Below are 26,041 nucleotides of genomic sequence, written 5' to 3'. Positions count from 1 at the left end.
GTGGCTGGAGTCGCACGCCGCCGTCTCGACGCGGAGCTGGTCCGCCGCAAGCTGGCGCGCTCGCGCGAGCACGCGAGCCAGCTGATCGCCGCCGGGCGGGTCTCCGTCGGCAAGACCGTCGCGACCAAGCCCGCCACGCAGGTGGAGACCGCCGCCGCGATCGTGGTGACCGCCGACGACGGCGACCCCGACTACGTCTCGCGCGGCGGCCACAAGCTGGCCGGCGCCCTGTCGGCGTTCGTACCGCAGGGGCTCGTCGTCGAGGGGCGGCGGGCGCTGGACGCCGGCGCGTCCACCGGAGGCTTCACCGACGTACTGCTGCGGGCGGGCGCGGCACACGTCGTCGCCGTGGACGTCGGATACGGACAACTCGCGTGGAGTCTGCGGCAGGATGAACGCGTCACCGTCAAGGACCGTACGAACGTACGCGAGTTGACGCCGGAAGCGATCGACGGGGAGCTGGTGGACCTGGTGGTGGGGGATCTGTCCTTCATCCCGCTCGGACTGGTACTGCCCGCGCTGGTGGGGTGCACGCGACCGGACGCCGACCTGGTGATGATGGTGAAGCCGCAGTTCGAGGTGGGCAAGGAGCGGCTGGGCAGCGGGGGAGTGGTACGCAGTGCGCAGCTGCGGGCCGAGGCCGTGCGGGGTGTCGCCCGCAGGGCCTGGGAACTGGGGCTCGGTGTGAGGGGGGTCACGGCCAGTCCGCTGCCCGGTCCCTCCGGGAACGTCGAGTACTTTCTGTGGCTGCGGGCCGGGGCCGGTGAACTGGACCCGGCCGACGTTGACCGTGCAGTGGCGGAGGGGCCGCGTTGACACAGAACCGAGCTCGTACTGTTTTCCTGCTCGCCCACACCGGGCGGCCGGCGGCCATCCGCAGCGCGGAGCTCGTGGTCAAGGGGCTGCTGAACGCCGGGCTCGGGGTGCGCGTCCTGGAGGCGGAGGCCTGTGACCTGCCGCTGCCCAGCGAGGTGGAGCTGGTCGGGGAGGCCACACCGCAGTGCCTCGACGGGTGCGAGCTGCTGATCGTGCTGGGCGGTGACGGGACGCTGCTGCGGGGTGCCGAGTTCGCCCGTGCCTCCGGGGTCCCCATGCTCGGCGTCAACCTGGGCCGGGTCGGCTTCCTCGCCGAGGCCGAGCGCGACGACCTGGACAAGGTCGTGGACCGGGTGGTGAGCCGGGCGTACGAGGTCGAGGAACGGATGACCGTCGACGTCGTCGTGCACCGCAACGGCGACATCGTGCACACCGACTGGGCGCTGAACGAGGCCGCCGTGCAGAAGGCCGGCGCCGAGAAGCTGCTCGAAGTCGTGCTGGAGATCGACGGCCGACCGGTGACGGGGTTCGGCTGCGACGGCATCGTGCTGTCCACGCCGACCGGATCGACGGCGTACGCCTTCTCGGCCGGGGGGCCGGTGGTGTGGCCCGAGGTCGAGGCGCTGCTGATGGTGCCGATCAGCGCGCACGCGCTGTTCGCGAAGCCGCTGGTGACCTCGCCGGACTCGGTGCTCGCCGTGGAGGTGCTGCCGCACATCCCGCCGGGCGTGCTGTGGTGCGACGGGCGGCGGACGGTGGAGCTGCCGCCGGGCGCGCGGGTGGAGGTGCGGCGGGGAGCGGTGCCGGTGCGGCTGGCCCGGCTGCACCACGCGTCGTTCACCGACCGGCTGGTCGCGAAGTTCGCGCTGCCGGTTTCGGGGTGGCGCGGCGCGCCGCACTAGCGGTCTCGAAGGGGTGGTTCCCGACGCCGGCGGGTGCGGGCGCGTCGTGGCTGGTCGCGCCTTTCCCCGCGCCCCTGAGCAGCGTGCCCTCAGCGGCGGGACAGGGGTGGGCCGGTCGCACTTTGCGTCGTGGACCTCGTAAGGTCGTGTCCGTGCTTGAGGAGATGCGGATACGGTCGCTCGGGGTCATCGACGACGCCGTGGTCGAGTTGTCGCCCGGGTTCACCGCTGTCACCGGTGAGACGGGTGCCGGCAAGACCATGGTGGTCACCAGCCTGGGGCTGCTGCTGGGCGGGCGCGCGGACGCGGCGCTCGTGCGGATCGGCGCGAAGAACGCCGTCGTCGAGGGGCGGATCGCCGTGCCCCAGGACGCCGCCGTCGCCGTCCGGGCCGAGGAGGCCGGGGCCGAGCTGGACGACGGGGCGCTGCTGATCAGCCGCACCGTGTCCGCCGAGGGACGGTCGCGCGCGCATCTGGGCGGGCGGTCCGTGCCCGTGGGCATGCTCGCCGAGCTGGCCGACGAACTGGTGGCCGTGCACGGTCAGACCGACCAGCAGGGGCTGCTCAAACTGACCCGGCAGCGGCAGGCACTGGACCGGTACGCCGGTGACGCGGTCACCGGACCGCTCGCCAAGTACGCCGAGGCCTACCGGCGGCTGCGGGCCGTCGCCCGCGAGCTGGAGGAGATCACCACCCGCGCGCGTGAACGCGCCCAGGAGGCCGATCTGCTCCGCTACGGCCTCGACGAGGTCGCGGCCGTCGAGCCGCGCGCCGGTGAGGACGTCGAGCTCGCGGAGGAGGCGGAGCGGCTGGGCCACGCCGAGGCCCTCGCGTCGGCCGCCACGGCCGCGCACGCCGCGCTGGCGGGCAATCCGGAGGACCCCGAGAGCGTCGACGCCTCGACGCTCGTGGCGGGCGCGCAGCGGGCCCTGGACGCCGTGCGGTCGCACGACCCGGCGCTGGCCGCGCTCGCCGAGCGGATCGGCGAGGTCGGCATCCTGCTGCGGGACGTGGCCGGTGAACTCGCCGGGTACGCCGACGACCTGGACGCCGACCCGTTGCGGCTGGCGGCGGTCGAGGAGCGGCGGGCCGCGCTCACCGCGCTGACCCGCAAGTACGGCGAGGACGTCGCCGCCGTGCTGACCTGGGCCGAGCAGAGCGCCGCGCGGCTGACCGAGCTGGACGGCGACGACGAGCGGATCGGCGAGCTGACCGCCGAACGGGACGCGCTCCGCGCCGAACTGGGCGGGCTGGCGCAGGCGCTCACGGACGCCCGGACGGAGGCCGCCGAGCGGTTCGCCGCCGCGGTGACCGCGGAGCTGGCCTCGCTGGCCATGCCCCACGCGCGGGTGTCGTTCGAGATCCGGCAGACCGATGACCCCGAGGGCGTGGAGGTCGGCGGCCGCACGGTCGCCTACGGGCCGTCGGGCGCCGACGAGGTGGAGCTGCTGCTCGCCCCGCATCCGGGCGCGCCGGCGCGGCCGATCGCCAAGGGAGCCTCCGGCGGTGAACTCTCGCGCGTGATGCTCGCCGTGGAGGTCGTGTTCGCCGGTACGGACCCGGTGCCCACGTACCTCTTCGACGAGGTCGACGCCGGAGTCGGCGGCAAGGCGGCCGTCGAGATCGGGCGGCGCCTGGCGCGGCTCGCGAAGAGCGCGCAGGTCGTGGTCGTCACCCATCTGCCGCAGGTGGCCGCGTTCGCCGACCGGCAGCTGCTGGTGGAGAAGACGAACGACGGCTCGGTGACCCGCTCCGGCGTCAAGGTGCTGGAGGGCGAGGAGCGTGTCCGGGAGCTGTCCCGGATGCTGGCCGGCCAGGAGGACTCGGAGACGGCCCGGGCACACGCCGAGGAACTGCTCGCGACGGCCAGGGCGGACGCGTAGGCCGGGCCCCCCTCCGGTGACCCGCTCGTCCCGGGAGCGATCGGTCCGGAGGTGGACGGCTCCCAGGGGGCGGGCTCGGTGGGCGCAGGGGTCAGAGAGCCGGGAGGTCGTAGGCCAGCACGGCCTCGATCGTCTTCCCGGGCGGAGCCGGGGTGATGGTGACGGACCGGCTCAGCCGCTGGATCAACGGCCAGCCGAAGCCGCCCAGCCTGCCGGCGGGGTCGTGTGACGAAGCCGACGCCGAGGTGCGGGGCAGGTCGGGGGACCGGTCGGTGACCGCGACGCGCAGCCCGTCGGGCTCCCGAGCGACGTGGAACGCCGTGAGGCCCCCGCCGTGCCTCAGCGCGTTGGTCACCAGCTCGGAGGTGACCAGCAGGATGTCGTTGATCACCATGCGGGACGGTGCTTCAGGGTGGGTGTCCAGCAGGTCCTGCACCTGCGCGCGTGCCTCCGCGGCCGTCGTCGGCAGCGGCGACCGGTCGCCTGCCGTGCCGGGGACCGCCGTACTTCCCTCGGTCATCCGTCCGTAGCCCTTCCCGGCGCCGGAGTGCCGAAGGAGTGGCTTCCGAGGCCGGTCACCGGATCACGTTTCCGCCGGTCTCCGTGGCCCGGATGCCCGCGGTGGCGGCCGGTACGGAGGGGGCGACGGTGAAGGCGCCGGCGGTGCCCGTGACGTCCAGCAGCCGCGACACGGTCGCGCTCGGCCGGGCGAGGACGAGGGGAGCGCCGACCGTACCGTGGTATCGCCTGGCCTGCAGGAGCAGGTGCAGGAACGCCGAGTCGGCGAAGACGACCCCGGCCAGGTCCAGCACCGTGCCGGTGCTGCCCTCGGGGACGCGGGTGAGAGCCTGAGCGAGGACGTCGATCGTGTCGAGGTCGAACTCCCCGCTGACACTCACGACGCGTATGCCGCCCTCCAGGGTCGTCCGCACTTCCTGATCTTCACTCATCACGGCATTGTGGCAGCCACGGCCCGGCCCGTCACAGACCGGTCCGGGCGCGCACATCAAGCCGGGGACGGGGAAGACGGGTTGAACACGAGGAGGCGTTGGGACATGGTGGGACGGAACGTGTCTTTCAGGGAAGGTGATGAGGCCCGTAGCGTGCGGTCTCGCGATGATGACGATTTTTGAGGACGCTCCAGCGCAGCCGCACGGCTCCCCGCAGAGCATCGGGGCGTCGTGGATGAGCGCGCCCTACCCGGTCGTCGTCGCGGACGCCGGCGGCAGGATCGCGGAGGCGAACGCCGCTGCCGCCGCCCTGTTCCCCGGCGCCGCCCGCGGAGCGGCCCTGGAGGACGTGGCGCCCCACTGGCTCGCCGACGCCCACCGGCGCACCGCCGGACGCGAGCTCGCCGCCCCGGTGCGGTCGGTCAGGGGACGGCACCGGAGCCTGACGCTGGAGGCGCACCCCACCCCGGGGGCCGACGGGGACGTGGTGTGGTGGCTGGTCGACGACACCGACCGACTGCTGGCCGAGAGCGCGCTGCGCAACGAGCAGGAGCGCACCGCCTTCCTCGCCGAGACGTCCACCCGGTTGCTCGCCTCGCTGAACGTCCAGCGCTGCATGGACGTCACGGTGCGGCTGGCGGCCGAGAACCTGGCCGACGCGGCGCTCCTCGTGGGCCCCGCCAACGGACGGCAGCACCCGCTCGCCAGCAGCGTCGGGGGCGACGCGACCAGACAGACCACCGCCCGGATCGACCCGGCCTCCGTGCCCGGCCTCGGTGAGGCCCTCCAGGGGTTCCCGCCGGTGCCGTCGCGGTGGATCGATCCGTCGGCCCTGCCGGAGTGGGCGCTGCCCGAGGGCTTCGCCGGTCCGGTGGGTTCCGTGGTCGTCTGCCCGCTGCCCGGGCACGGGGTCCCCGCCGGGGCCCTGATCCTGCTGCGCCGCAGCGACCACGCGGCCTTCGACGACTCCGAGGAGGTCTTCGCCCGGTTGTTCGCCTCCCGGGCCGGGTCCGCCCTCTCGGCGGCCCACCTGTACTCGGAGCAGACGAGCATCACCGCCACCCTCATGGCCGACCTGCTGCCGCCCGCGCTGCGGCAGGTGCACGGTGTCGAGTTCGCGGGCGGTTACCGCGCGTCCAGGGACGCCGAGCGGATCGGGGGCGACTTCTACGACGTCCACCCGGGGGCCGGGCCCGGCGAGGAGACCCTCGCCGTCCTCGGCGACGTGTGCGGCAAGGGGCTGGACGCCGCCGTCCTCACCGGCAAGATCCGCAACACCCTGCACGCGCTGCTGCCCCTGGCGGACGACCACGAGAACATGCTGCGCCTCCTCAACGGCGCGCTCCTCAACAGCAGCCACACCCGGTTCGCGACCCTCGTCCTGGCCTCGGTCGTCCGGCGCGGCGGGCAGGTCCGTCTGCGGCTGACCAGCGCGGGCCATCCGCCGCCCCTGATCGTGCGCCACAGCGGTGCCGTCGAGGAGGCCGACACGTCCGGAACGCTCATCGGCGCCCTGCCCCGGATCCGGGCGCACACCGCGCACGTCGACCTGGCCCCGGGCGAGACCTGCCTGATGTACACCGACGGCATCACCGAGGCCAGGGGTGGCCCCCTGGGCGACACCATGTTCGGGGAGGCGCGACTGAGGGCCGCCGTGGCCGACTGCGCCGGCATGCCCGCGGAAGCCGTGGTCGAACGCGTCCAGCTGCTCGCGGCCGACTGGATCGGTGACCAGCGGCACGACGACATGGCGCTGGTGGCGATCACCGCGCCGCAACAGGCGCACCTGACGGCGGTGGACGGTCACACCCCGGGCAGGTACACAGCATGATCCGTACCAGCACCGACACCAGCACCGGCACCGACACCAGCACCGGCGCCGACATCGACTCCGGCACCGAGACCCGAGCCGGCACCGGGACGGAGCCGAAGGGCGGGAGACCCGGGTCCGTGCCGGAGCTGCGGACCGCGTTGTGGCGGGCGGTGACGGCCCGCGACGAGCGCGCGGCCGGGCAGGTCGTCTTCGGCGCGCTGGACAGCGGCCTCTCCTCCGAGGAGGTGCTCCTGGACGTCATCGTCCCCGTGCAGGTGCGGGTCGGCACGGAGTGGGCCGCGGGACGCATCAGCGTCGCGCAGGAGCACGCGGCCACCGCCATCCACGACCGGGTCATCGCCGCCATGGCGCACCGCGACGCCGCCGGCCCCGGCGCCGCGGCGGGCACGGCCGGCACGGTGACCGTCGCCTGCGTGGACGGGGAGTGGCACGCCCTGCCCGCGCGGATCCTCGCCGAGGTGCTGCGGGGCCGCGGTCACGAGGTCGACTTCCTCGGCGCCCAGGTACCCACCCCGCACCTGGTGGCGCACATGCACCGCACCGCCCCGGACGTCCTGGCCCTGTCCTCGTCGCTGCCCACCCGGCTCCCCGCGGCACACACGGCCATCACCGCCGTCCAGGCCCTCGGCATCCCCGTCCTGGCCGGCGGCGCCGCCTTCGGCGCGGACGGCCGTCACGCCCGCCTCCTGGGCGCCGACGCCTGGGCACCCGACGCCCGCGCCGCCGCCGACCTCCTCGGCCGGGGCGTCCCGCGGCCCCGTCCCGACGCCGCGCACCCGCCGGTCGACGGCCTGCCGCACCTGACCGACCAGGAGTACACCCTCATCGTCCGCGGCAAGGCGCGGCTGGTCAGGAACACCCTGGCCGGCCTCGACGCACGCCTGCCCGCGATGCGCGCCTACACCGACACCCAGCGCGAACGCACCGCTGAGGACGTCGCCCACGTCGTCGACTTCCTGTCCGCCGCCCTCTACGCCGACGACGCCCGGCTGTTCACCGAGTTCCTGGACTGGACCGCCGACATCCTGGAGGCCCGCGGCGTCCCGGCCACCGTGCTGCGCCCCACGCTCGTCGTCCTGGCCGACGAGGTCAAGGACTTCCCACGGGCCCTGCGCCTCCTGGAACGAGGCCGAGCGGTGCTCGACGCACGCCCCTCCCGTCCCACGACTCCCGGACCCGGAATCACCGTATGACCACGCGCCCCCAGAACGACTTCCACGTCACCGTCACCCCGTCGGAAGCCGACGAGGTACTGCTGCGGCTCAGCGGTGACCTCGACTACGACAGCGCCGACGAGCTGCTGGCCGCCGCCCGTGACCGGCTCGCGCTCGAACCGGTGCCCCGCGTGGTGCGGCTGGACTGCGCGCGCCTCACCACCTGCGACTCCATGGGCCTGGCCACGCTCCTGATGATCGAGCGGATCGCAAGCGACACCGGTGCCGCCCTCCGTCTCGACGGCCGACCCGACTTCCTCCGCCGCCTGCTGGAAGTCACCGGCACCCTGGACCAGTTCGCGCCCGCACCGCCGGCCGAGTCCCCTGCCTCCGCGGACGGAGAGGGCATACGCCAGGCTCAGCAGGCCGACGGCCGGACGCGGTCCGACCAGGGACCGTGACGGGACGACGGTCCGTACGACACCGGGCCACCCGGGCCGAGGAAGGCCCCGGACCGAGGCCGCGCGTGAGCCGTAGGGTGATCCGATGACCGTCCCCGCCCGCAGGACCGCGCACCTGACGGCGCTGCGGGACGGCCAGGTCACCAGCGGCGCCGTGAAGCTGCTCGGGATCTCCGCGGCCGGGCCGGCCGCGGGCGCGGTGCTGAGGGATAGGCCGCTGGACAAGGTGCTCGCGGGCGTCGTCGTCGCCGGGGCCGCGCACCTGGTCAACCTCGTGGACGTACGCCCCGGCAGGGCCGGCGCGGCGGTGCTCGCGCTCGGGGCGCCGGGACTGCTGAGGAAGGGGCCCGGAGCGGAGACGGCCGCCGCCGCGATGGGGGCCGCTGCGGCCGTCCTGCCCGACGACCTCGCCGAGCGGACCATGCTCGGCGACACGGGAGCGCACGCGCTCGGCGCGGCCCTGGGCGCCGCCGTGGTGGTCGGGACCGGCCGGGCCGGGCTGGCCGCGCACGCCGTCGCGCTCGTGACCGCGGCAGCGTACGGGGAGCAGGTGAGCGAGGCCGCCCGTTCACTCGTGTGAGTGAACTGGCCCTGTCTCGTTGCCCCGCCGGTCGCCCGCGCGCGACGGTCGTCGTACCCGGAACACCCGTACGGCCTGGCATCCTTGAGGGTGTGCCGCGCAGAGGCCTTGCGGCGCGCCCTCCCCGCACCATCGTTCTGTACGTTCTTCGTGACCGTCCCCCCGCAGAAACCAGGAGCCCCGGCCACGTGACCCCCGTGAGCAGCCACGCCCCGCACGGCCAGTCGCCGCTGCGCACCGTGCAGGTGCTGGGCGGCGGCAACGCCGGCAGCAGCGCGCACGTGCGCTCCCTGGCCGCGGGGCTCGTCGCACGGGGCGTGAAAGTGACGGTGTGCGCCCCCGCCGATGCGGAACGCACCTACGACTTCACGGGCGCGGGAGCGGAGCACGTGCACGTACCGCGCAGCAGCGACCCCGTCTCCGTGGCCGCGCTGCGGGCGGTGTGCGCGGACGCCGACCTGGTGCACGCGCACGGACTGCACGCCTCCTTCCGCGCCGCGCTGGCTCTCGGCGGGCGACGGGTCCGCACCCCGCTGGTCGTCACCTGGCACGACCGGGCCCGCGCCGAGGGAGCGCGCGCCCATCTGCTGCGCGTCCTGGAACGGCGGGTGATGAAGGCCGCCACCGTGGTGCTGGGCGCCACGTCGGAACTGGTCGACGGGGCACGAGGGGCCGGTGCGCGGGACGCCCGGCTCGGGCCCGTCGCGCTCCCCGCCCGGCCGTGCGGGCCGGCCGAACCCGACGACCCCGACCGGCGGCGCCCCAAGATCCGAGCCGAACTCGGCGCCATCGGACGCCCGTTGCTCCTCGCCGTCGGTTCCCTGGAGCCGCACCGGGGCTACGACGTCCTGCTCGACGCGGCCCGCGCCTGGCGCCGTCTCGATCCCGTACCGCTGGTCGTCGTCGCCGGTGAGGGCCCCGCACGCCCGCACCTTCAGCGGCGGATCGAGGACGAGGGGCTGCCGGTGGTCCTCATCGGCAGCCGTGACGACGTCGGCGACCTGCTGGCGGCGGCCGACCTCGCGCTGCTGCCGAGCCGCCGGGAGGCCCGCTCCGTCCTCGCCCAGGAGGCGCTCACCGCGCGCCTGCCGCTCGTGGCGAGTGACGCGGGCGGCATCCCCGAACTCGTCGGTGACGCCGCCGAACTCGTCCCGGCCGGGGACGCGGAGGCACTCGCCCGCGCCGTGATCCGGCTGCTGGACGATCCCGGGCGGTGCGAGGAACTGAGGGACAGGGGCGTGCGGCAGGCCGCCACCTGGCCGACCGAGGACGAGACCGTCGCGCAGGTCCTCAGCGTCTACGACGAGTTGACGCAGCCCACGCCGATGCTCTGAACGGGCCCGGTCACGCCACGTGCCGACGCGCGCGCAGTGCCAGGCTCAACGCCAGCACGGTCTGCGGGTCGTCGAGATCCGTGCCCAGCAACTCCCCGATCCGCGCCAGCCGGTTGTAGAGCGTCTGTCGGTTGAGGTGGAGTTCGCGCGCCGTCTCCGCCTTGCGTCCGGCGTGCGCCAGGTACGTCTGGAGCGTGGGCAGCAACGGCGGCTTGGACCGGTCGTCGTGGTCGCGGAGGGGACCGATCGCCCGGTCCACGAAGGCCGCGAGGTCCGGGTGGTCACGCAGCCGCCACAGCAGCAGGTCGATGTCGAGACGCCGGGCGTCGTACCAGGGCCGGTCGGTGAGCCCCTGGGCCGCGGTCGCCGTCTCCGCCGCGTGCCTGAGGCTCGCGGAGGCCGCCGCCCAGCCGCCCGCCACCCCGACGACCACGACGGGCGGCTGCGCCCCCGGCCGCCGCATCCCGGCCCGCTCCACGCCCGCCCGCAGCGCCGCCGCAACCCGGTCCGCGACCGCCGCCCGCTCCGGCTCCGAGCGCAGGCCCACCAGGAGCGGGACCCGGCCCTCCACCGGTCGTACGCCCAGCAGGACCGGCACCCCGACCGACGCCAGTTCCTCGGCGACCGCGCGCGCCAGCACCGCCCAGCCGCCACCGGAGGGGGAGAGGGAGTCGCCCAGCCGCATCACCACCGGGAGCAGCGGGCCGGCGCCGGGCTTGAAGCCCAGGACGCGTGCCTGCGCCGGGGCGTCCTCCGCGGTGATCCGCCCCTCGGCGAGGTCGGTGAGGAAGTCGCCGCGCCCACGCGCCGCCAGTTCCTCCTCCTGCCGCGCCTGCATCAGCACCACGGCGAGGATGCCGGCCGCCCGCTCCGCCGCCATCCGGTGCACCGGCGCCAGCGGGGACCGCACGGGCAGGAGGGCGAGCCGGGCGCGCACCGAACCGGCGCCCGGGCCGCCGCCGGGTACGTCCACCAGGACCGAGCCCGCCGGGGGAGGGGCGTCCTTGTGCGGGCCGCGCAGCCCCTCCCACACCTGGAGCGGGTCGGCGCCCTCGGGGCCGGAGCCGGCGGCGTACAGGAGGCGGCCGTCGGTGGTCTCCAGGAAGACCGGGTTGTCCCCGAAGTCGGCCAGGATGCCGAGGACCTGGGGCACCCCGCCGCCGCCCAGCAGGGCCTCCGTACAGCGGCGGTGCACCTCCTCGGCCCGCTGGAGCAGCGCGTAGTGACCGTTGACGATCTCGGTGTGGACCTCCTCGGTGACCGTCACGAAGGGCACCTCGCGGTGGAGCTGGACCAGCGGCAGTCCGGCCGCGCGGGCGGTGTCCACGAGGGTCGCGGGCAACCGGGTGAAGCGCGGGCCGAGCTCCACGACGAGGGCCGCGATGCCGCGCTCGGCGAGCGTACGGACGAAGGCGCGCTGCTCGGCCGGGCGGGTGCCGAGGCCGTAGCCCGTGGTCAGCAGGAGCTCGCCGCCCTTGAGCAGGGAGGCGATGTTGGGCACCTCCCCGGCGTGGACCCAGCGCACGGTGCGGTGCAGGCGGTCGGCACCGGCCAGGATCTCCGGCAGGCCGCTGCGGAGGCCGGGGAGTTCCAGGGCACGCTGCACGGTGATCCCCGAGGGTGGGGGTGCGCTGGGGGTGTTCATGCAGCGGACGGTACCTGGGGGTGAGGGGCGGCTTCATCTCGGGCGGGCGGTGCCCCGGGGGTGCCCCGGGGCGGGGCCCGCGTGGCCCGTGCCTGCCGGGTGCCCGGCGCCCGCGCGGTCCTGAGGCGGGGCGCGGCCCGGCGCCGCGCGGTGCCTCCCCCAGGGTCCGAACGGCATGGGAGGCCGCCCAGCGCCCACCGTGCCGCCCCAGCGAGGCGAGGGCCCGGGGCCGCGCGGGCCCCGGGCGCCCCCGCGTGCCGCTCCAGCGAGGCGAGGGCCCGAGTCGCGGGGCGAGTGCCCGCGCGGCCGTGCGGGCCCTCGCCCCGCGGCGGGCGGGGGCGCGCGCCCGCGGTGACGGCGGCCGGCGCGTGCCGGCCCGCGGACGCGCGGCCCGCGTGACCGCCCGCAACCCCACTACCGCTGTGACCGCCCGCAACCGCACTACCGCTGTGACCGCCCGCAACCGCACTACCGGTGTGACCGCCCGCAGCCGTACGTCCGGTGTGACCGCCCGCAGCCGCGTGCGGTCACGGCGTGGCTGCCCGCGGCCGGTGGTGGCTGCGGGCAGGACGGGCGGGTCAGCCCCCGTAGGCCCCGCTCGCCGTGAGCCGCAGGGCCGTGTCGATCAGGGGGACGTGGCTGAAGGCCTGCGGGAAGTTGCCGACCTGACGCTGGAGGCGGGGGTCCCACTCCTCGGCCAGGAGGCCCAGGTCGTTGCGCAGGGACAGGAGCTTCTCGAAGAGCTTCCGCGCCTCGTCCACCCGGCCGATCATTGCCAGGTCGTCGGCCATCCAGAACGAGCAGGCCAGGAAGGCGCCTTCGTCGCCGGGCAGACCGTCCACGCCCTCGTCGCCACCCTCCGTCGGGTAGCGCAGGATGAAGCCGTCCGAGGTGGACAGCTCCCGCTGGATGGCCTCGATGGTGCCGATGACCCGCTTGTCGTCCGGCGGCAGGAAGCCCATCTGCGGGATCAGCAGCAGCGAGGCGTCCAGCTCCCGGGAGCCGTAGGACTGCGTGAAGGTGTTGCGTTCCTTGTCGTAGCCCTTCTCGCACACGTCCCGGTGGATGTCGTCGCGCAGCTGCTTCCAGCGCTCCAGCGGGCCGTCGGCGTCACCGGACTCGATCAGCTTGATGGTGCGGTCGACGGCGACCCAGGCCATCACCTTGGAGTGCACGAAGTGGCGGCGCGGGCCGCGCACCTCCCAGATGCCCTCGTCCGGCTCCTGCCAGTGGTCCTCCAGGTAGCGGATCAGCTTGAGCTGGAGCACCGACGCGTAGTCGTTGCGGGACAGGCCCGTCATGTGGGCCAGGTGCAGGGCCTCGGTGACCTCGCCGTAGACGTCCAGCTGGAGCTGGTGCGCGGCGCCGTTGCCGACCCGCACCGGTCCGGAGCCCTCGTAGCCGGGCAGCCAGTCCAGCTCCGCCTCGCCCAGCTCGCGCTCGCCGGCGATGCCGTACATGATCTGCAGGTTCTCCGGGTCGCCGGCGACCGCGCGCAGCAGCCACTCGCGCCAGGCGCGGGCCTCCTCGCGGTAGCCGGTGCGCAGCAGCGAGGACAGGGTGATCGCGGCGTCGCGCAGCCAGGTGTAGCGGTAGTCCCAGTTGCGGACGCCGCCGATGTCCTCCGGCAGGGAGGTGGTGGGCGCGGCCACGATGCCGCCGGTGGGGGCGTACGTCAGGGCCTTCAGCGTGATCAGGGAGCGGACCACGGCCTCCCGGTAGGGGCCGTGGTACGTGCAGTGCTCGACCCAGTCGCGCCAGAACTCCTCCGTCGCCACCAGCGACTGCTCCGGCTCCGGCAGCGCCGGCGGCTCCTTGTGCGACGGCTCCCACGAGATGGTGAACGCGATCCGGTCACCCGGCGCGACCGTGAAGTCCGCGAAGGTCGTGAGCGCCTTGCCGTAGGTCTCGACCTCTGTGTCGAACCACACGGAGTCGGGGCCCGCGACGGCCACCGTGCGGCCCTCGTGCTTGTGCACCCACGGGACGACACGGCCGTAGCTGAACCGCATCCGCAGCTCCGAGCGCATCGGCACCCGGCCGGAGACACCCTCCACGATCCGGATCAGCTGCGGTGCGCCGTCGCGCGGCGGCATGAAATCGATCACCCTGACGGTGCCGCGGGGGGTGTCCCACTCGGACTCCAGGACCAGCGAGTCGCCGCGGTAGCTCCGCCGGGCCGCCGTGGGCGGCTCGGCGCCGGGCGCGTAGGCGGGGCCCATCCGCCAGAACCCGTGTTCTCCGGTGCCCAGCAGACCGGCGAAGATGGCATGCGAGTCGAAGCGGGGCAGGCACAGCCAGTCGACTGTGCCGTCCCGGCAGACCAGGGCAGCGGTCTGCATGTCTCCGATGAGTGCGTAGTCTTCGATGCGCCCGGCCACGTGCAACTCCAGTCGAACGGCCACGTCACCCCGCGTGGGGGCGGTCGCTAGTGCGGTCAAGGGTGAGGTCAGGTGTCTGTGTCATGCGTCGTTGAGCCATGAAGCAAAGCAGCCGTTCGGCCGGGAAGCCAAACGCTGTGCCGCAAAGGTCAACCGTTTCTCAACGAACCGACGAGCTCTCATTGTTCCGGTGCTGACGGGCGGGGGGTGGTGCCGTCTCACCGGGGCGGTCTCGGCAGCGAACGTCCGAGCAGGATACGTCGCACGTAGATGATCTGTGTGCCGCTCCGGGCAACCCGGGTCCGCCGAACGGGTGACCACCGGGTGAGGAAACGGTGAGCCGCGCGCCTGCGTGTCCGGGCGTGCGCGGAGGGTGGCCGGAAGCCATCGCCCCGAGGCGCTGATACGCTGGTAGCCCGTGGACCGGTGGGAGAAAAACCCCGGAACCGCAGCGACGGCGCCGCCGACGACAACCCGGTACGACCGGGTCGGACGACGAACGCACCGCACCCCAGACCGCGACCACGGGAGCCCCCTCTTGGCCATGCCGCCCAAATCCTCGACGACCAAGCACATCTTCGTCACCGGGGGTGTCGCCTCCTCGCTCGGCAAGGGGCTGACCGCCTCCAGCCTCGGCATGCTGCTCAAGGCACGGGGTCTGCGCGTCGTGATGCAGAAGCTCGACCCGTACCTCAATGTCGACCCTGGCACGATGAACCCCTTCCAGCACGGTGAGGTGTTCGTCACCAACGACGGCGCCGAGACCGACCTGGACATCGGCCACTACGAGCGTTTCCTCGACCGCGACCTCGACGGCTCCGCCAATGTCACCACCGGTCAGGTCTACAACACGGTGATCGCCAAGGAGCGGCGTGGCGAGTACCTGGGCGACACGGTCCAGGTCATCCCGCACATCACCAACGAGATCAAGCACCGCATCCGCCGCATGGCGACGGACGAGGTCGACGTCGTGATCACCGAGGTCGGCGGCACGGTCGGCGACATCGAGTCGCTGCCGTTCCTGGAGACCGTCCGCCAGGTCCGGCACGAGGTCGGCCGCGACAACGTCTTCGTGGTCCACATCTCGCTCCTGCCGTACATCGGCCCCTCGGGCGAGCTCAAGACCAAGCCGACCCAGCACTCGGTGGCGGCGCTGCGCAACATCGGTATCCAGCCGGACGCGATCGTGCTGCGCTGCGACCGCGAGGTGCCGACCGCGATCAAGCGCAAGATCTCCCTGATGTGCGACGTCGACGAGGCAGCGGTGGTGGCCTGCCCCGACGCCCGCTCGATCTACGACATCCCCAAGACCGTGCACGGCGAGGGTCTGGACGCCTACGTCGTCCGCAAGCTGGACCTGCCGTTCCGCGACGTGGACTGGACGACCTGGGACGACCTGCTCGACCGCGTCCACAACCCCGACCACGAGATCGTCATGGCGCTGGTCGGCAAGTACATCGACCTGCCCGACGCCTACCTCTCGGTCACCGAGGCGCTGCGTGCGGGCGGCTTCGCGAACAAGGCCCGCGTGAAGATCAAATGGGTCACCTCCGACGACTGCAAGACCCCGGCCGGTGCCCAGGCGCAGCTCGGGGACGTCGACGCGATCTGCATCCCGGGCGGCTTCGGCGAGCGCGGCGTCACCGGCAAGGTCGGCGCGATCAAGTACGCCCGCGAGAACGGGATCCCGCTGCTGGGCCTGTGCCTGGGGCTGCAGTGCATCGTGGTCGAGGCCGCGCGCAACCTGGCCGGTGTCGCGGACGCCAACTCCACCGAGTTCGACCCGGCCACCGCCCACCCGGTCGTCTCGACCATGGCCGAACAGCTGGACATCGTGGCCGGCGAGGGCGACATGGGCGGCACGATGCGGCTCGGCATGTACCCGGCCAAGCTGGCCGAGGGCTCCATCGTCCGCGAGGTCTACGACGGCAAGGAGTACGTCGAGGAGCGGCACCGCCACCGCTACGAGGTGAACAACGCCTACCGCGCGGAGCTGGAGAAGAAGGCGGGCATCGTCTTCTCGGGCACCTCCCCGGACGGCAAGCTGGTCGAGTACGTCGAGTACCCGCGCGACGTCCACCCGTACCTGGTCGCCACGCAGGCGCACCCGGAGCTGCGCTCGCGCCCGACCCGCCCGCACCCGCTCTTCGCCGGGCTGGTCAAGGCGGCGGTCGAGCGGAAGACGTCGAAGTAACACACCAGTTGTACGGTGGCCGGGGCGCGCGCATTCAACGGCGCGTGCCCCGGCTTTTCGCGTACGTCTGGAAGGGCAGGTCAGGCATGACGGGCAGCAGCATCAAGGACATCCCCGAAGAGTGGGAGGTCCGGGGCACACGGACGCCGTTCCAGGGCAACAAGACCTCCGTCCGCCAGGACGACGTGGTCATGCCCGACGGCTCCGTGGTGACCCGCGACTACCAGGTCCACCCCGGCTCCGTGGCCGTCCTCGCCCTGGACGACGAGGGACGGGTGCTGGTCATCCGGCAGTACCGCCACCCGGTGCGCGAGAAGCTGTGGGAGATCCCGGCGGGCCTGCTCGACGTCCCCGGCGAGAACCCGCTGCACGCCGCCCAGCGCGAGCTCTACGAAGAGGCCCACGTCAAGGCCGAGGACTGGCGGGTGCTGACCGACGTCTACACCACCCCCGGCGGCTGCGACGAGGCCGTGCGGATCTTCCTCGCGCGGAACCTGTCCGAGGCCGAGGGCGCGCGCTTCGAGGTCGAGGACGAAGAGGCCGACATGGAGCTGGCGCGGGTGCCCGTCGCGGACCTGGTCCGGGGTGTGCTCGCGGGCGAGCTGCACAACAACTGCCTGGTGGTGGGCGTGCTGTCGCTGGTCGCGGCCGAGCAGGGGGACGGGCTCGACACCCTGCGCCCGGCGGAGGCACCCTGGCCGGCGCGTCCGTTCGAGGCCTGACTCCCACCGGGGCCCGGGGCTGACTCCCACCCCGATCCCGGGGCTGACTCCCATCCGGCCCCGGGGTTGACTCCCGCCCGGTCCGGAGGCTGACTCCCACCCGGAACCGAGGCCCGGTCCGCCTCAGTTCCGGGCTGGCCCCACTCGCTCCGGGGGCTGACGTCGGCCACTGCCGGGGTCGGTCCCGCTCGGTCGCGGTCGGTCCCACTCGCTGCCGGGGTCGGTCCCGCTCGGTCGCGGCCGGTGCCACTCGCTCCCGGGGTGGGAGCCCCGCCCGCTCGGGGCCTGGACGCCGCCCACACGGCGCGGGCCGGGGCCGCCGACCCACTCGCCCCCGGGGCCCTCCACGGTGTGACCATCGGTTGATCCGATCGGGGGACGTGCCCGCCGCGCTCCGCCGGGAACGTAGCAGAGCGTGAACTAGGCTCTGGAAACGCCCGAACCGGGGTTCCGGCGGGCGCCGACGTGCGGTGGGATCGGGAGTGTGGCCCGTGACGGATCAGGCGGTGGACACGGACGGCGTACGGCTGTCGGAGGACGTGGCCGAGGAGAGTCGGTTCCTGGGCCGCGACCGTGAGCTGAAGGACCTGCGCGCCGACATCGAACGCGCGGGCCTGGACACCCTCTCCGGCCGCAAGGCCCCCCGCGCGCGCGTGCTGCTCATCGCGGGCCGCCCCGGCTCGGGCCGCACCGCGCTCGCCGGGGAACTGGCCGCCCGGGTGGCCGACGGCTACCCCGACGGTGTGCTGCGGGCCCGTCTGAGCGAACCGGACGGCACGCGCGTGCCCGTCTCGCGGCTCGCCAGGGAACTGCTCACCGAGCTGGACCGGCCGACCCCGCCCGGGGCCGACGAGGACGACCTCACCGAGGCCCTGCGTACCGCCCTGGCCGACCGCAAGGTCCTCCTCCTGCTCGACGACGCGGCCGACGCGGAGCAGGTCGACGCCCTGCTGCCGGACACCCCGCACTGCCTGGCCGTCGTCGTCGCCGAGGGCCCGCTGACCGGCATCGCGGACGTCCGGCCGTGCACGCTGGGCGGGCTGGACACCAAGTCGGCCATGGAGCTGCTGTCCCGGCACACCGGCTCGGTCCGCATCACCGTCGACCCCCGTGCCGCCGAGCAGCTGGTCGAGGTCTGCCAGGCGCAGCCCGCCGCGCTGACCCTGGCCGGCGGCTGGCTCGCGGCCCGCCCCCAGGCGGCCGTCGCCGACCTCGCCAAGCACGTGCACGCGGAGGACGACGAGGGCACCCCGCTCAGCCGCGTCTTCCGCCTCGCCTACGCGTCCCTGCCCAGCACCGCCGCCCGGATGCTGCGGCTGCTCTCCCTCGCCCCGGCCGGCCTGGTCGACCCGCACACCGCGTCCGCGCTCGCCGGCTGCTCGGTGCACGGCGCCCGGACCGCACTGGACGACTTCGTCGCTCTCGGCGTGCTGCGCGCGGTCGACTCCCCGCTGCCCGAGTACGAGGTCCCCGGCTGCCTGCACGCCTTCCTGCGCAGACTCGCCACGACCCACGACCGGCCCGCCGAGCTCCAGCTCGCCCGCGCCCGCATGCTGGAGCGGACGGTACGGCTGCTCCAGTCCTGCCGGGCGGTCACCGAGACCGACAGCCCGCAGGCCCGCGAGAAGCTTCTGACCCTGCCCCGCGCCCTGCGCTTCCCCACCCCGCGGGCCGCCGCCGAATGGCTGAGCGTCCGCCGGCCCGCGCTGCTGGCCGCGGCCCGCCTCGCGGTCGCCGACGGGGAGCTGGACACCCTCGCCCGGCGGCTGATGTCCCAGCTGGTGCGCGCCATGGTGGCGCACTTCGGCACCCATGCGGCGGCCCCCGACCTGTACGGCATCCACCGCCTCGTCCTCGACGTGGCCGAGCGGCGCGAACTGCCCCGCGAGAAGGCGGCGGCCCTGCTCAACCTGGCCGACCTGGACGCCCGCACCGGCCGTACCGCCGAGGCGCTGGTGCGCTACCGGGCCGCGCTGGACGCCGGACGGGAGGCGGACGACCCGTACGCGACCGCCCGCGCGATGGAATCCGTAGGCGGCGCCCACCTGGAGCTCGGCGACTACGACCGGGCCGCCGACTGGTTCGGCCGGGCCCTCGCCCAGCGGCTGGCCCGGGCCGAGCGCGCCGACGCCGCCCGCGTCTACGGCCGCCTCGCCACCGCCCACACCTACGCCGGCCGCTACGGCGAGGCGCTGCGGGGCTGGCGCGCCGCGGCCGCCGGGTACCGCAGGACGGGCGACGTGGCCGCACACGCGCGGGCGTTGAGCGAGCTGGCCCGCGTCCAGGAGTACGCCGGGCGTCCCGAGGAGTCGCTGCGCACCTGCCAGGAGGCCGTCGACTGGGCCCGCCGGGCCGAGGACGACCGGCTCCAGGCCGCGCTGCACCTGCGGCTGGCCGACACCCTCGACCGGCTCGGCGATCACACGGCGGCCGGCCTGCAGCGGAGCACGGCCGATCGCATGTTGAGGGAAGATCCCGCCGAAGCCTGCGAAATCCGCAGCGCTTCGTCTGAAGATTGATGCTTTGAAAGGCTAGACAGCGGGAACACCTTCATTAGACTGGCTCTGCCGCACGTTCTTGCGGTCTCTCCCGTTGTGCCCTCGTGTGCGCGGGTACGTGTAGTAATAGACCCATCCTCTGAGCCAAGGACCGTGATCGACGTGAAGGTCGGTATCCCCCGCGAGGTCAAGAACAACGAGTTCCGGGTGGCCATCACCCCCGCCGGCGTCCACGAGCTGGTGCGCCACGGGCACCAGGTCGTCGTCGAGCGTGACGCCGGTGTCGGTTCCTCGATCCCCAACGAGGAGTACGTCGCCGCCGGCGCGCGGATACTCGACACCGCCGACGAGGTCTGGGCCACCGCCGACCTGCTGCTGAAGGTCAAGGAGCCCATCGCGGAGGAGTACCACCGCCTCCGCAAGGACCAGACGCTCTTCACCTACCTGCACCTGGCCGCCTCCAAGGAGTGCACGGACGCGCTCATCGAGTCCGGCACCACCGCCATCGCCTACGAGACCGTCGAGACGCCGAACCGCGCCCTGCCGCTGCTCGCCCCGATGTCCGAGGTTGCGGGCCGGCTGGCGCCCCAGGTGGGCGCCTACCACCTGATGGCCGCCAACGGCGGGCGCGGCGTGCTGCCCGGCGGTGTCCCCGGCGTGCTGGCCGGCAAGGCCGTCGTCATCGGCGGCGGGGTCTCCGGCTGGAACGCGGCGCAGATCGCCATCGGCATGGGCTTCCACGTGACCCTGCTCGACAAGGACATCAACAAGCTCAAGGAAGCCGACAAGATCTTCGGCACGAAGATCCAGACCGTCGTCTCCAACGCCTTCGAGCTGGAGAAGGCCTGCCTGGAGGCCGACCTCGTGATCGGCGCGGTGCTGATCCCGGGTGCCAAGGCCCCGAAGCTGGTCACCAACGAGCTGGTCTCCCGGATGAAGCCCGGGAGTGTCCTTGTCGACATCGCGATCGACCAGGGCGGCTGCTTCGAGGACTCCCACCCGACCACGCACGCCGAGCCGACCTTCCCGGTCCACAACTCGGTCTTCTACTGCGTCGCCAACATGCCCGGCGCGGTGCCGAACACCTCCACCTACGCGCTGACCAACGCCACCCTGCCGTACATCGTGGAGCTGGCGAACCGCGGCTGGGCCGAGGCGCTGCGGCGCGACCCCGCGCTGGCCAAGGGCCTCAACACCCATGACGGCAAGGTCGTGTACAAGGAGGTCGCCGAGGCGCACGGTCTGGAGCACGTCGAGCTGGCCGCACTGCTCGCCTGAGGCTCCCGCGCCGGCCGGCGACGGCTGCCGGCGGCCGACGGCCCGGTCGGTGAATCGGCTAAGTCGGCGACCGGCAAAGGCGATACGTCAACAGTCGCCGTCAACCCCACACACCCGGCCGGACCTTGCCCGACAAGGTCCGGCCGGGTGTGTGTATGGTCACTTTGCGATTCTCGGCCAACTCGCCTCGAACGTAACGCTTCAACCGATTCGCGCACCGGTGAAACCTGCTGTGCGACGGCCGTACGCCCTTGACAGAGGGATGTTTCATTGCCGACACATCGGGCCGGGTCCGGCGGATTGTGTTGCTGCGGACGCCCGACACGCCATAGAGTCGCCGAACGTCGGCATGGTGCCACGCTGACCTGTCTAGAAGTTTCCTGGTCACCAAGGAGGTAAGACGACTTGTGAATGAGTCGACATTTACTCCCGGGGGTGGTCAACCAGGAATGCCTGCACGGGCCGAGAGCCCCGGGCGTCTCGAGGCTGTCGGCTCCGTCGCTGTACGCACCTTCGCAGCCCACCAGAGTCCGCAGGCAACTCAGACAGCACACATGAGTATGGATGGCCAACACGTGAACGCCATGGCCGGCGACGGAAGTGGCGCGCCCCGCAACCACTTCGCCGACTACGACGAACTGCCCGAGGGGCACTTCTACGATCCGGACGCGGAGTACGAGCCCGATCCCGAGTACGCGGCCACGCTCGCGCCCGACGCGGCGCGCCAGCGCCGTGAGCGCATCGGTCCCACCGGACGTCCGCTGCCGTACTTCCCGATCCCGGGTCCGCTGACCGATCACGGCCCCGCGAAGATCATCGCGATGTGCAACCAGAAGGGCGGCGTCGGCAAGACCACGTCGACCATCAACCTGGGTGCCGCGCTCGCCGAGTACGGGCGCCGGGTGCTGCTCGTCGACTTCGACCCGCAGGGCGCGCTGTCGGTCGGTCTCGGCGTCAACCCGATGGAGCTCGACCTCACCGTCTACAACCTGCTCATGGAGCGGGGCATGGCGGCCGACGAGGTGCTGCTGAAGACGGCGGTCCCCAACATGGACCTGCTGCCCAGCAACATCGACCTGTCGGCGGCCGAGGTGCAGCTGGTGAGCGAGGTCGCGCGCGAGTCCACGCTGCAGCGGGCGCTGAAGCCGCTGCTGGACGACTACGACTACATCGTGATCGACTGCCAGCCCTCGCTCGGCCTGCTCACGGTCAACGCGCTGACCGCCGCGCACAAGGTGATCGTGCCCCTGGAGTGCGAGTTCTTCGCGCTGCGCGGAGTGGCGCTGCTGACCGAGACGATCGAGAAGGTCCAGGAGCGGCTCAACCCCGACCTGGAGCTCGACGGCATCCTCGCCACGATGTACGACTCGCGCACGGTGCACAGCCGCGAGGTGCTCGCGCGTGTCGTGGAGGCCTTCGACGATCACGTGTACCACACGGTCATCGGACGCACGGTCCGCTTCCCGGAGACCACGGTCGCCGGTGAGCCGATCACCACGTACGCCTCCAACTCCGTCGGCGCCGCCGCCTACCGCCAGCTCGCCAGGGAGGTGCTCGCCCGGTGTCACGCCGAGTGAGTCTGCCGGGGGCCGACGAACTCTTCCGTACGACAGGGGGAATGGCGCTCCAGGCGTCCTCCCCGCGGCGGCCGGCCAACGGGGAAGCCCGGGTGCCGGCGCCGGCGGGGGAGAGCGACCAGGCCGCCGCCGAGGACGCACCGCAGTCGGTGCCCGCGCGGGGCGGTGACGGCGAGGGCGCCGAGCACGCCGCGGCGGACGCGGAACCGGGCTCGGCGGGCGAGTCGCGCAGCCGGGGCACGGAGCGCTCCACGCGGGGCCCCGGCCCGGACGCGGGCGTGCAGGAAGGTTCTGCCGCTCAGTCCCGCAAGCGCGGCCGTGCCGCCGCACGCCGCCCGAGCGGACGCGAGCGCCACGACGAGAAGATCACCGTGTACGTCTCCGCCGAGGAGCTCATGGACCTGGAGCACGCCCGTCTGGTGCTCCGGGGCGAGCACGGACTGGCCGTGGACCGCGGCCGTATCGTCCGCGAGGCGGTCGCCGTGGTCCTCGCCGACCTGGAGACCCGCGGGGACGCCAGCATCCTCGTACGACGGCTGCGCGGGCGGTAGCGGTAGCCTGCGGGGGCCATGACCTCGAACGACGCCCCCCGCCCCGGTGCCCGCGCCGGCCGTCGGCGTGCGCTGGGGACGGGCCCGGGAGGGCCCCTTGCGGCCCCGCCGGTCTCCGCGGAGGCCGAGGAGGCGCCGCCGGGCTCCGGGACCCCCGCCCCCACCGGGCCGGAGGATGGGGGCGCGGCAGGGGAAGCCCGGTCGACGAGCGCGACTCCCGAGCCCCCGGCCCTGGAAGCCTCCGGGCCGGAACCGGAGCCGGAACCGGTCGTCGCCCGTAGCGGTACGGAAGCGCCGGTCACAGCCCCGGTGAGCGTCCCGCCGTCGGAGGCCGGACGGCAGACGTCCGCCGTCGCGCCGGGAGCCGGGTCGCGGGGATCAGCCGTCGGTCCGGAGGCCGGGTCGCGGGGATCAGCCGTCGGTCCGGAGGCCGGGTCGCGGGGATCAGCCGTCGGTCCGGAGGCCGGGTCGCGGGGATCAGCCGTCGGTCCGGAGGCCGGGCCGCAGGGGTCCGCCGTCGCGCCGGAGGCCGGCGGAGCGGGGTACGGTCCCGCGCGTCCCGAGAGCCTGCCCGGGGCGGCCGAGGAGCCGCCCGGGAGCCTGACGGTGCCCGGAGCGGGGACGGGCCACGCGCCCGCCGCCCCCGCGGAGAACGAGCCGGGTGAAGGCGACGGCGTCTTCAAGGTGCGGCTCGCCAACTTCGAGGGTCCCTTCGATCTGCTCCTCCAGTTGATCTCCAAGCACAAGATGGACGTCACCGAGGTCGCGCTCTCCAAGGTGACCGACGAGTTCATGGCGCACATCCGCGCGCGGGGGCCCGACTGGGACCTCGACGAGACCACCGAGTTCCTGGTGGTCGCGGCCACGCTGCTCGACCTCAAGGCGGCCCGGCTGCTGCCCGCCGCCGAGGTCGAGGACGAGGCCGACCTGGCGCTGCTGGAGGCTCGTGACCTGCTCTTCGCGAGGCTGCTCCAGTACCGCGCGTTCAAGCAGATCGCGGCGATCTTCAACGAGCGGCTGGAGGCCGAGGCCCGCCGCCACCCCCGTACCGTCGGCCTGGAGCCCCACCACGCCGAGCTGCTGCCCGAGGTCGTCATCAGCATCGGCCCGGAGGGCTTCGCCGAGCTCGCCGTGAAGGCGATGCAGCCCAAACCCAGGCCGCAGGTCTACGTCGAGCACATCCACGCGCCCCTGGTCAGTGTGCAGGAGCAGGCCGGGATCGTCGTCGCCCGGCTGAAGGAGCTGGGCGAGACCAGCTTCCGGGTCCTGGTCGAGGACACCGACGACACCCTGACGGTCGTGGCCCGCTTCCTCGCCCTGCTGGAGCTGTACCGGGAGAAGGCCGTCGCCCTGGACCAGGAGACCGCGCTGGGCGACCTGCTGGTCCGCTGGACTGGCCCCGACGGGGACGCCGAGCCGGTGGTGACCGACGAGTTCGACCGGCCTCCGCTGGAGGCCGAGGAGGAGCGGAAGGCGTGAGTGACGAGACCACCGAGGCCCCGGGCGGGCCGGAGGCCGTCGCCGGCCTCGAACTGAAGCCCGCCCTGGAGGCCGTCCTCATGGTCGTGGACGAGCCCGCCACCGAGGAGCATCTCGCCCGGATACTCCAGCGGCCACAGCGGCAGATCGCGGACACGCTCCGCGAGCTCGCCGACGAGTACACCGTCCAGGGCCGCGGCTTCGAGCTCAGGGTCGTCGCCGGTGGCTGGCGCTTCTACAGCCGCCCCGAGTACGCCGCGGCCGTCGAGGGCTTCGTCCTGGACGGCCAGCACGCCCGTCTCACCCAGGCCGCCCTGGAGACCCTCGCGGTGGTCGCCTACCGCCAGCCGGTCAGCCGCAGCCGCGTCTCCGCGGTCCGGGGCGTGAACTGCGACGGCGTGATGCGCACCCTCCTGCAACGGGGTCTGGTCGGGGAGGCGGGCACGGAACCCGAAACAGGTGCGATCCTGTATGTGACGACGAACTACTTCCTGGAGCGGATGGGCCTGCGCGGCCTGGACGAGCTCCCGGAGCTCGCGCCGTTCCTCCCGGAGGCGGCGGCGATCGAGGCCGAGACGCTGGAAGGGGTCCCGTCGTTCGATCCGGACGCTCCGGATTCCGAGGACGCAGACGACAAGACGGAACTTTGATGCGAAGCAGCAGCGGCAGGAACAGCAGCGGAAACAACGGCGGGAGCCGTGGTGGCAACAGCGGCGGCCGCGGCGGGAGCAGCGGTGGCCGCGGTAACCCCCGCGGCGCCGGTGGCAACCGTGACGACAAGCAGGGCGGCCGTCCGAAGAAGCCGCGCCCGGAGGAGCGGCGCTACGACGTGGGCCCCGGCGCCACCCAGGACGGTCCGAAGTCGGGCCGTGGCCCCTCGGCCCGCGGCGGCGCCAAGGGCGGGCCGAAGAAGCCCCTCCAGCGGGGGCGCTGGGTCCCGGCCACGTCCCGCGAGTACGAGGCGCGGGCCGAGGAGCGCAACCGGGAGCGGTACGCGGGCAAGAAGGACGTCAAGCTCCCCAAGACCTTCCCGGGCGCCGAGCAGGAGGGCGAGCGGCTCCAGAAGGTCCTCGCCCGCGCGGGCTACGGCTCCCGGCGCTCTTGTGAGGAACTGATCGAGCAGGCGCGCGTCGAGGTCAACGGCGAGATCGTTCTGGAGCAGGGCAAGCGGGTCGACCCGGAGAAGGACGAGGTCAAGGTCGACGGCCTGACCGTCGCCACGCAGTCGTACCAGTTCTTCTCGCTCAACAAGCCCGCCGGCGTCGTCTCCACCATGGAGGACCCGGACGGCCGGCAGTGCCTCGGTGACTACGTCACCAACCGCGAGACCCGGCTCTTCCACGTCGGGCGGCTCGACACCGAGACCGAGGGTGTCATCCTGCTCACCAACCACGGCGAGCTGGCGCACCGCCTGACCCACCCGCGGTACGGCGTGAAGAAGACCTACCTCGCGCACATCGTGGGCCCGATCCCGCGCGACCTCGGCAAGCAGCTCAAGGACGGCATCCAGCTGGAGGACGGGTACGCGCGCGCGGACCACTTCCGGGTCGTGGAGCAGACCGGCAAGAACTACCTGGTCGAGGTCACCCTCCACGAGGGCCGCAAGCACATCGTCCGCCGGATGCTGGCGGAGGCGGGCTTCCCCTGCGACAAGCTGGTGCGCACCTCCTTCGGTCCGATCACGCTGGGCGACCAGAAGTCGGGCTGGCTGCGCCGGCTGTCCAACACGGAGGTCGGGATGCTGATGCAGGAGGTCGAGCTCTAGGGGTTGTTCGAGGACACCCACCCTCTTTATAGTCGTA

The 26,041-nt window shown here is 73.3% G+C and carries 20 protein-coding genes and 1 pseudogene; 17 read left to right on the top strand and 4 right to left on the bottom strand.

Annotated elements, in window-relative coordinates; all coding sequences use genetic code 11:
• The 3 genes from SAM23877_RS08605 to recN all read left to right on the top strand — a co-directional run bounded on the left by SAM23877_RS08605 (window position 1) and on the right by recN (window position 3,601).
• Entirely contained in the window at window positions 1-816 is an 816-nt protein-coding gene (locus SAM23877_RS08605; RefSeq protein WP_053128568.1) for a hemolysin, read from the top strand.
• A complete protein-coding gene (locus tag SAM23877_RS08600) occupies window positions 813-1,718 on the top strand; it encodes an NAD kinase (RefSeq protein ID WP_053128565.1) in 906 nt (301 codons plus the stop codon). Before SAM23877_RS08605 ends, SAM23877_RS08600 begins: the two co-directional genes overlap by 4 nt.
• Window positions 1,719-1,882: 164 nt before the next feature.
• A complete protein-coding gene (gene recN, locus SAM23877_RS08595; RefSeq protein WP_053128563.1) occupies window positions 1,883-3,601 on the top strand; it encodes a DNA repair protein RecN in 1,719 nt (572 codons plus the stop codon).
• Window positions 3,602-3,692: 91 nt separating this feature from the next.
• Here recN and SAM23877_RS08590 read toward each other — a convergent pair whose 3' ends face one another.
• Both SAM23877_RS08590 and SAM23877_RS08585 read right to left on the bottom strand, forming a co-directional pair.
• Window positions 3,693-4,121 (bottom strand): ATP-binding protein, encoded by a 429-nt coding sequence (locus SAM23877_RS08590; RefSeq protein WP_053128561.1) that lies wholly within the window; start codon window positions 4,119-4,121, stop codon window positions 3,693-3,695.
• Window positions 4,122-4,176: 55 nt separating this feature from the next.
• Window positions 4,177-4,551, bottom strand: a complete 375-nt coding sequence (locus SAM23877_RS08585) for an STAS domain-containing protein (RefSeq protein ID WP_053128559.1) — start codon at window positions 4,549-4,551, stop codon at window positions 4,177-4,179.
• A 169-nt stretch (window positions 4,552-4,720) separates the two neighbouring features.
• Between SAM23877_RS08585 and SAM23877_RS08580 the strand changes: the two genes are divergently transcribed.
• From SAM23877_RS08580 to SAM23877_RS08560, 5 genes and pseudogenes are all read left to right on the top strand, one after another.
• Complete coding sequence (locus tag SAM23877_RS08580; protein WP_053142291.1) at window positions 4,721-6,382, top strand: PP2C family protein-serine/threonine phosphatase; 1,662 nt, start codon at window positions 4,721-4,723, stop codon at window positions 6,380-6,382.
• Entirely contained in the window at window positions 6,379-7,578 is a 1,200-nt protein-coding gene (locus SAM23877_RS08575; RefSeq protein WP_079030093.1) for a cobalamin B12-binding domain-containing protein, read from the top strand. Before SAM23877_RS08580 ends, SAM23877_RS08575 begins: the two co-directional genes overlap by 4 nt.
• Window positions 7,575-8,000: an STAS domain-containing protein gene (locus SAM23877_RS08570; RefSeq protein ID WP_063796774.1), complete on the top strand. Its 426-nt coding sequence runs from the start codon at window positions 7,575-7,577 to the stop codon at window positions 7,998-8,000. The genes SAM23877_RS08575 and SAM23877_RS08570 overlap by 4 nt, the downstream gene beginning before the upstream one ends.
• Before the next feature lie 109 nt (window positions 8,001-8,109).
• Window positions 8,110-8,580, top strand: a pseudogene (locus SAM23877_RS08565) (hypothetical protein); the annotation flags it as partial.
• A 188-nt stretch (window positions 8,581-8,768) separates the two neighbouring features.
• Window positions 8,769-9,914 carry a glycosyltransferase family 4 protein gene (locus SAM23877_RS08560; protein WP_053128557.1) on the top strand — a complete coding sequence of 382 codons (1,146 nt, stop codon included), beginning with the start codon at window positions 8,769-8,771 and terminating at the stop codon, window positions 9,912-9,914.
• Window positions 9,915-9,924: 10 nt separating this feature from the next.
• Here the strand turns inward: SAM23877_RS08560 and SAM23877_RS08555 are convergent, their stop codons facing one another.
• Together SAM23877_RS08555 and SAM23877_RS08550 are read right to left on the bottom strand one after the other, a co-directional pair.
• Window positions 9,925-11,559, bottom strand: coding sequence for a PucR family transcriptional regulator (locus SAM23877_RS08555; protein WP_053128555.1), 1,635 nt, complete (start codon window positions 11,557-11,559; stop codon window positions 9,925-9,927).
• Window positions 11,560-12,137: 578 nt separating this feature from the next.
• The gene (locus tag SAM23877_RS08550; protein ID WP_053128553.1) at window positions 12,138-13,940 is read right to left on the bottom strand and encodes a glycoside hydrolase family 15 protein; all 1,803 of its coding nucleotides are present in this window, start codon (window positions 13,938-13,940) and stop codon (window positions 12,138-12,140) included.
• A gap of 544 nt (window positions 13,941-14,484) precedes the next feature.
• Here SAM23877_RS08550 and SAM23877_RS08545 point away from each other — a divergent pair.
• The 9 genes from SAM23877_RS08545 (at window position 14,485) to SAM23877_RS08505 (ending at window position 26,004) form a co-directional block, all read left to right on the top strand.
• Window positions 14,485-16,134 carry a CTP synthase gene (locus tag SAM23877_RS08545; protein ID WP_053128546.1) on the top strand — a complete coding sequence of 550 codons (1,650 nt, stop codon included), beginning with the start codon at window positions 14,485-14,487 and terminating at the stop codon, window positions 16,132-16,134.
• Window positions 16,135-16,220: 86 nt separating this feature from the next.
• Complete coding sequence (locus SAM23877_RS08540; RefSeq protein ID WP_053128544.1) at window positions 16,221-16,856, top strand: NUDIX domain-containing protein; 636 nt, start codon at window positions 16,221-16,223, stop codon at window positions 16,854-16,856.
• 491 nt (window positions 16,857-17,347) lie between these two features.
• A complete protein-coding gene (locus SAM23877_RS08535; RefSeq protein WP_053128542.1) occupies window positions 17,348-19,375 on the top strand; it encodes a tetratricopeptide repeat protein in 2,028 nt (675 codons plus the stop codon).
• Between the two features lie 132 nt (window positions 19,376-19,507).
• The gene (gene ald / locus SAM23877_RS08530) at window positions 19,508-20,632 is read left to right on the top strand and encodes an alanine dehydrogenase (RefSeq protein WP_053128540.1); all 1,125 of its coding nucleotides are present in this window, start codon (window positions 19,508-19,510) and stop codon (window positions 20,630-20,632) included.
• A gap of 449 nt (window positions 20,633-21,081) precedes the next feature.
• Complete coding sequence (locus SAM23877_RS08525; protein ID WP_162492095.1) at window positions 21,082-22,209, top strand: ParA family protein; 1,128 nt, start codon at window positions 21,082-21,084, stop codon at window positions 22,207-22,209.
• 41 nt (window positions 22,210-22,250) lie between these two features.
• A complete protein-coding gene (locus SAM23877_RS08520) occupies window positions 22,251-22,760 on the top strand; it encodes a hypothetical protein (RefSeq protein WP_053128536.1) in 510 nt (169 codons plus the stop codon).
• Window positions 22,761-22,991: 231 nt separating this feature from the next.
• Window positions 22,992-24,239 carry a segregation and condensation protein A gene (locus SAM23877_RS40005; protein ID WP_425314783.1) on the top strand — a complete coding sequence of 416 codons (1,248 nt, stop codon included), beginning with the start codon at window positions 22,992-22,994 and terminating at the stop codon, window positions 24,237-24,239.
• Entirely contained in the window at window positions 24,236-24,889 is a 654-nt protein-coding gene (gene scpB / locus SAM23877_RS08510) for an SMC-Scp complex subunit ScpB (RefSeq protein WP_053128535.1), read from the top strand. The genes SAM23877_RS40005 and scpB overlap by 4 nt, the downstream gene beginning before the upstream one ends.
• Window positions 24,889-26,004: a pseudouridine synthase gene (locus tag SAM23877_RS08505; protein ID WP_053128531.1), complete on the top strand. Its 1,116-nt coding sequence runs from the start codon at window positions 24,889-24,891 to the stop codon at window positions 26,002-26,004. Before scpB ends, SAM23877_RS08505 begins: the two co-directional genes overlap by 1 nt.
• Window positions 26,005-26,041: the final 37 nt, after the last annotated feature.

This window comes from Streptomyces ambofaciens ATCC 23877 (genome assembly GCF_001267885.1).
GTDB classification, from domain to species: domain Bacteria; phylum Actinomycetota; class Actinomycetes; order Streptomycetales; family Streptomycetaceae; genus Streptomyces; species Streptomyces ambofaciens.
The sequence above is the reverse complement of the archived record's forward strand: the minus strand, read 5'-3'. Positions and strand labels throughout refer to the sequence as shown.

Excerpts from the sequence above, each read along its gene's own strand:
- recN (WP_053128563.1), top strand. The coding sequence starts at position 1,883 with ATGCGGATACGGTCGCTCGGGGTCATCGACGACGCCGTGGTCGAGTTG.
- SAM23877_RS08590 (WP_053128561.1), bottom strand. The coding sequence starts at position 4,121 with ATGACCGAGGGAAGTACGGCGGTCCCCGGCACGGCAGGCGACCGGTCG.
- SAM23877_RS08585 (WP_053128559.1), bottom strand. The coding sequence starts at position 4,551 with ATGAGTGAAGATCAGGAAGTGCGGACGACCCTGGAGGGCGGCATACGC.
- SAM23877_RS08580 (WP_053142291.1), top strand. The coding sequence starts at position 4,721 with ATGACGATTTTTGAGGACGCTCCAGCGCAGCCGCACGGCTCCCCGCAG.
- SAM23877_RS08575 (WP_079030093.1), top strand. The coding sequence starts at position 6,379 with ATGATCCGTACCAGCACCGACACCAGCACCGGCACCGACACCAGCACC.
- SAM23877_RS08570 (WP_063796774.1), top strand. The coding sequence starts at position 7,575 with ATGACCACGCGCCCCCAGAACGACTTCCACGTCACCGTCACCCCGTCG.
- SAM23877_RS08555 (WP_053128555.1), bottom strand. The coding sequence starts at position 11,559 with ATGAACACCCCCAGCGCACCCCCACCCTCGGGGATCACCGTGCAGCGT.
- SAM23877_RS08545 (WP_053128546.1), top strand. The coding sequence starts at position 14,485 with ATGCCGCCCAAATCCTCGACGACCAAGCACATCTTCGTCACCGGGGGT.
- SAM23877_RS08540 (WP_053128544.1), top strand. The coding sequence starts at position 16,221 with ATGACGGGCAGCAGCATCAAGGACATCCCCGAAGAGTGGGAGGTCCGG.
- SAM23877_RS08525 (WP_162492095.1), top strand. The coding sequence starts at position 21,082 with ATGCCTGCACGGGCCGAGAGCCCCGGGCGTCTCGAGGCTGTCGGCTCC.
- SAM23877_RS08520 (WP_053128536.1), top strand. The coding sequence starts at position 22,251 with ATGGCGCTCCAGGCGTCCTCCCCGCGGCGGCCGGCCAACGGGGAAGCC.
- SAM23877_RS08505 (WP_053128531.1), top strand. The coding sequence starts at position 24,889 with ATGCGAAGCAGCAGCGGCAGGAACAGCAGCGGAAACAACGGCGGGAGC.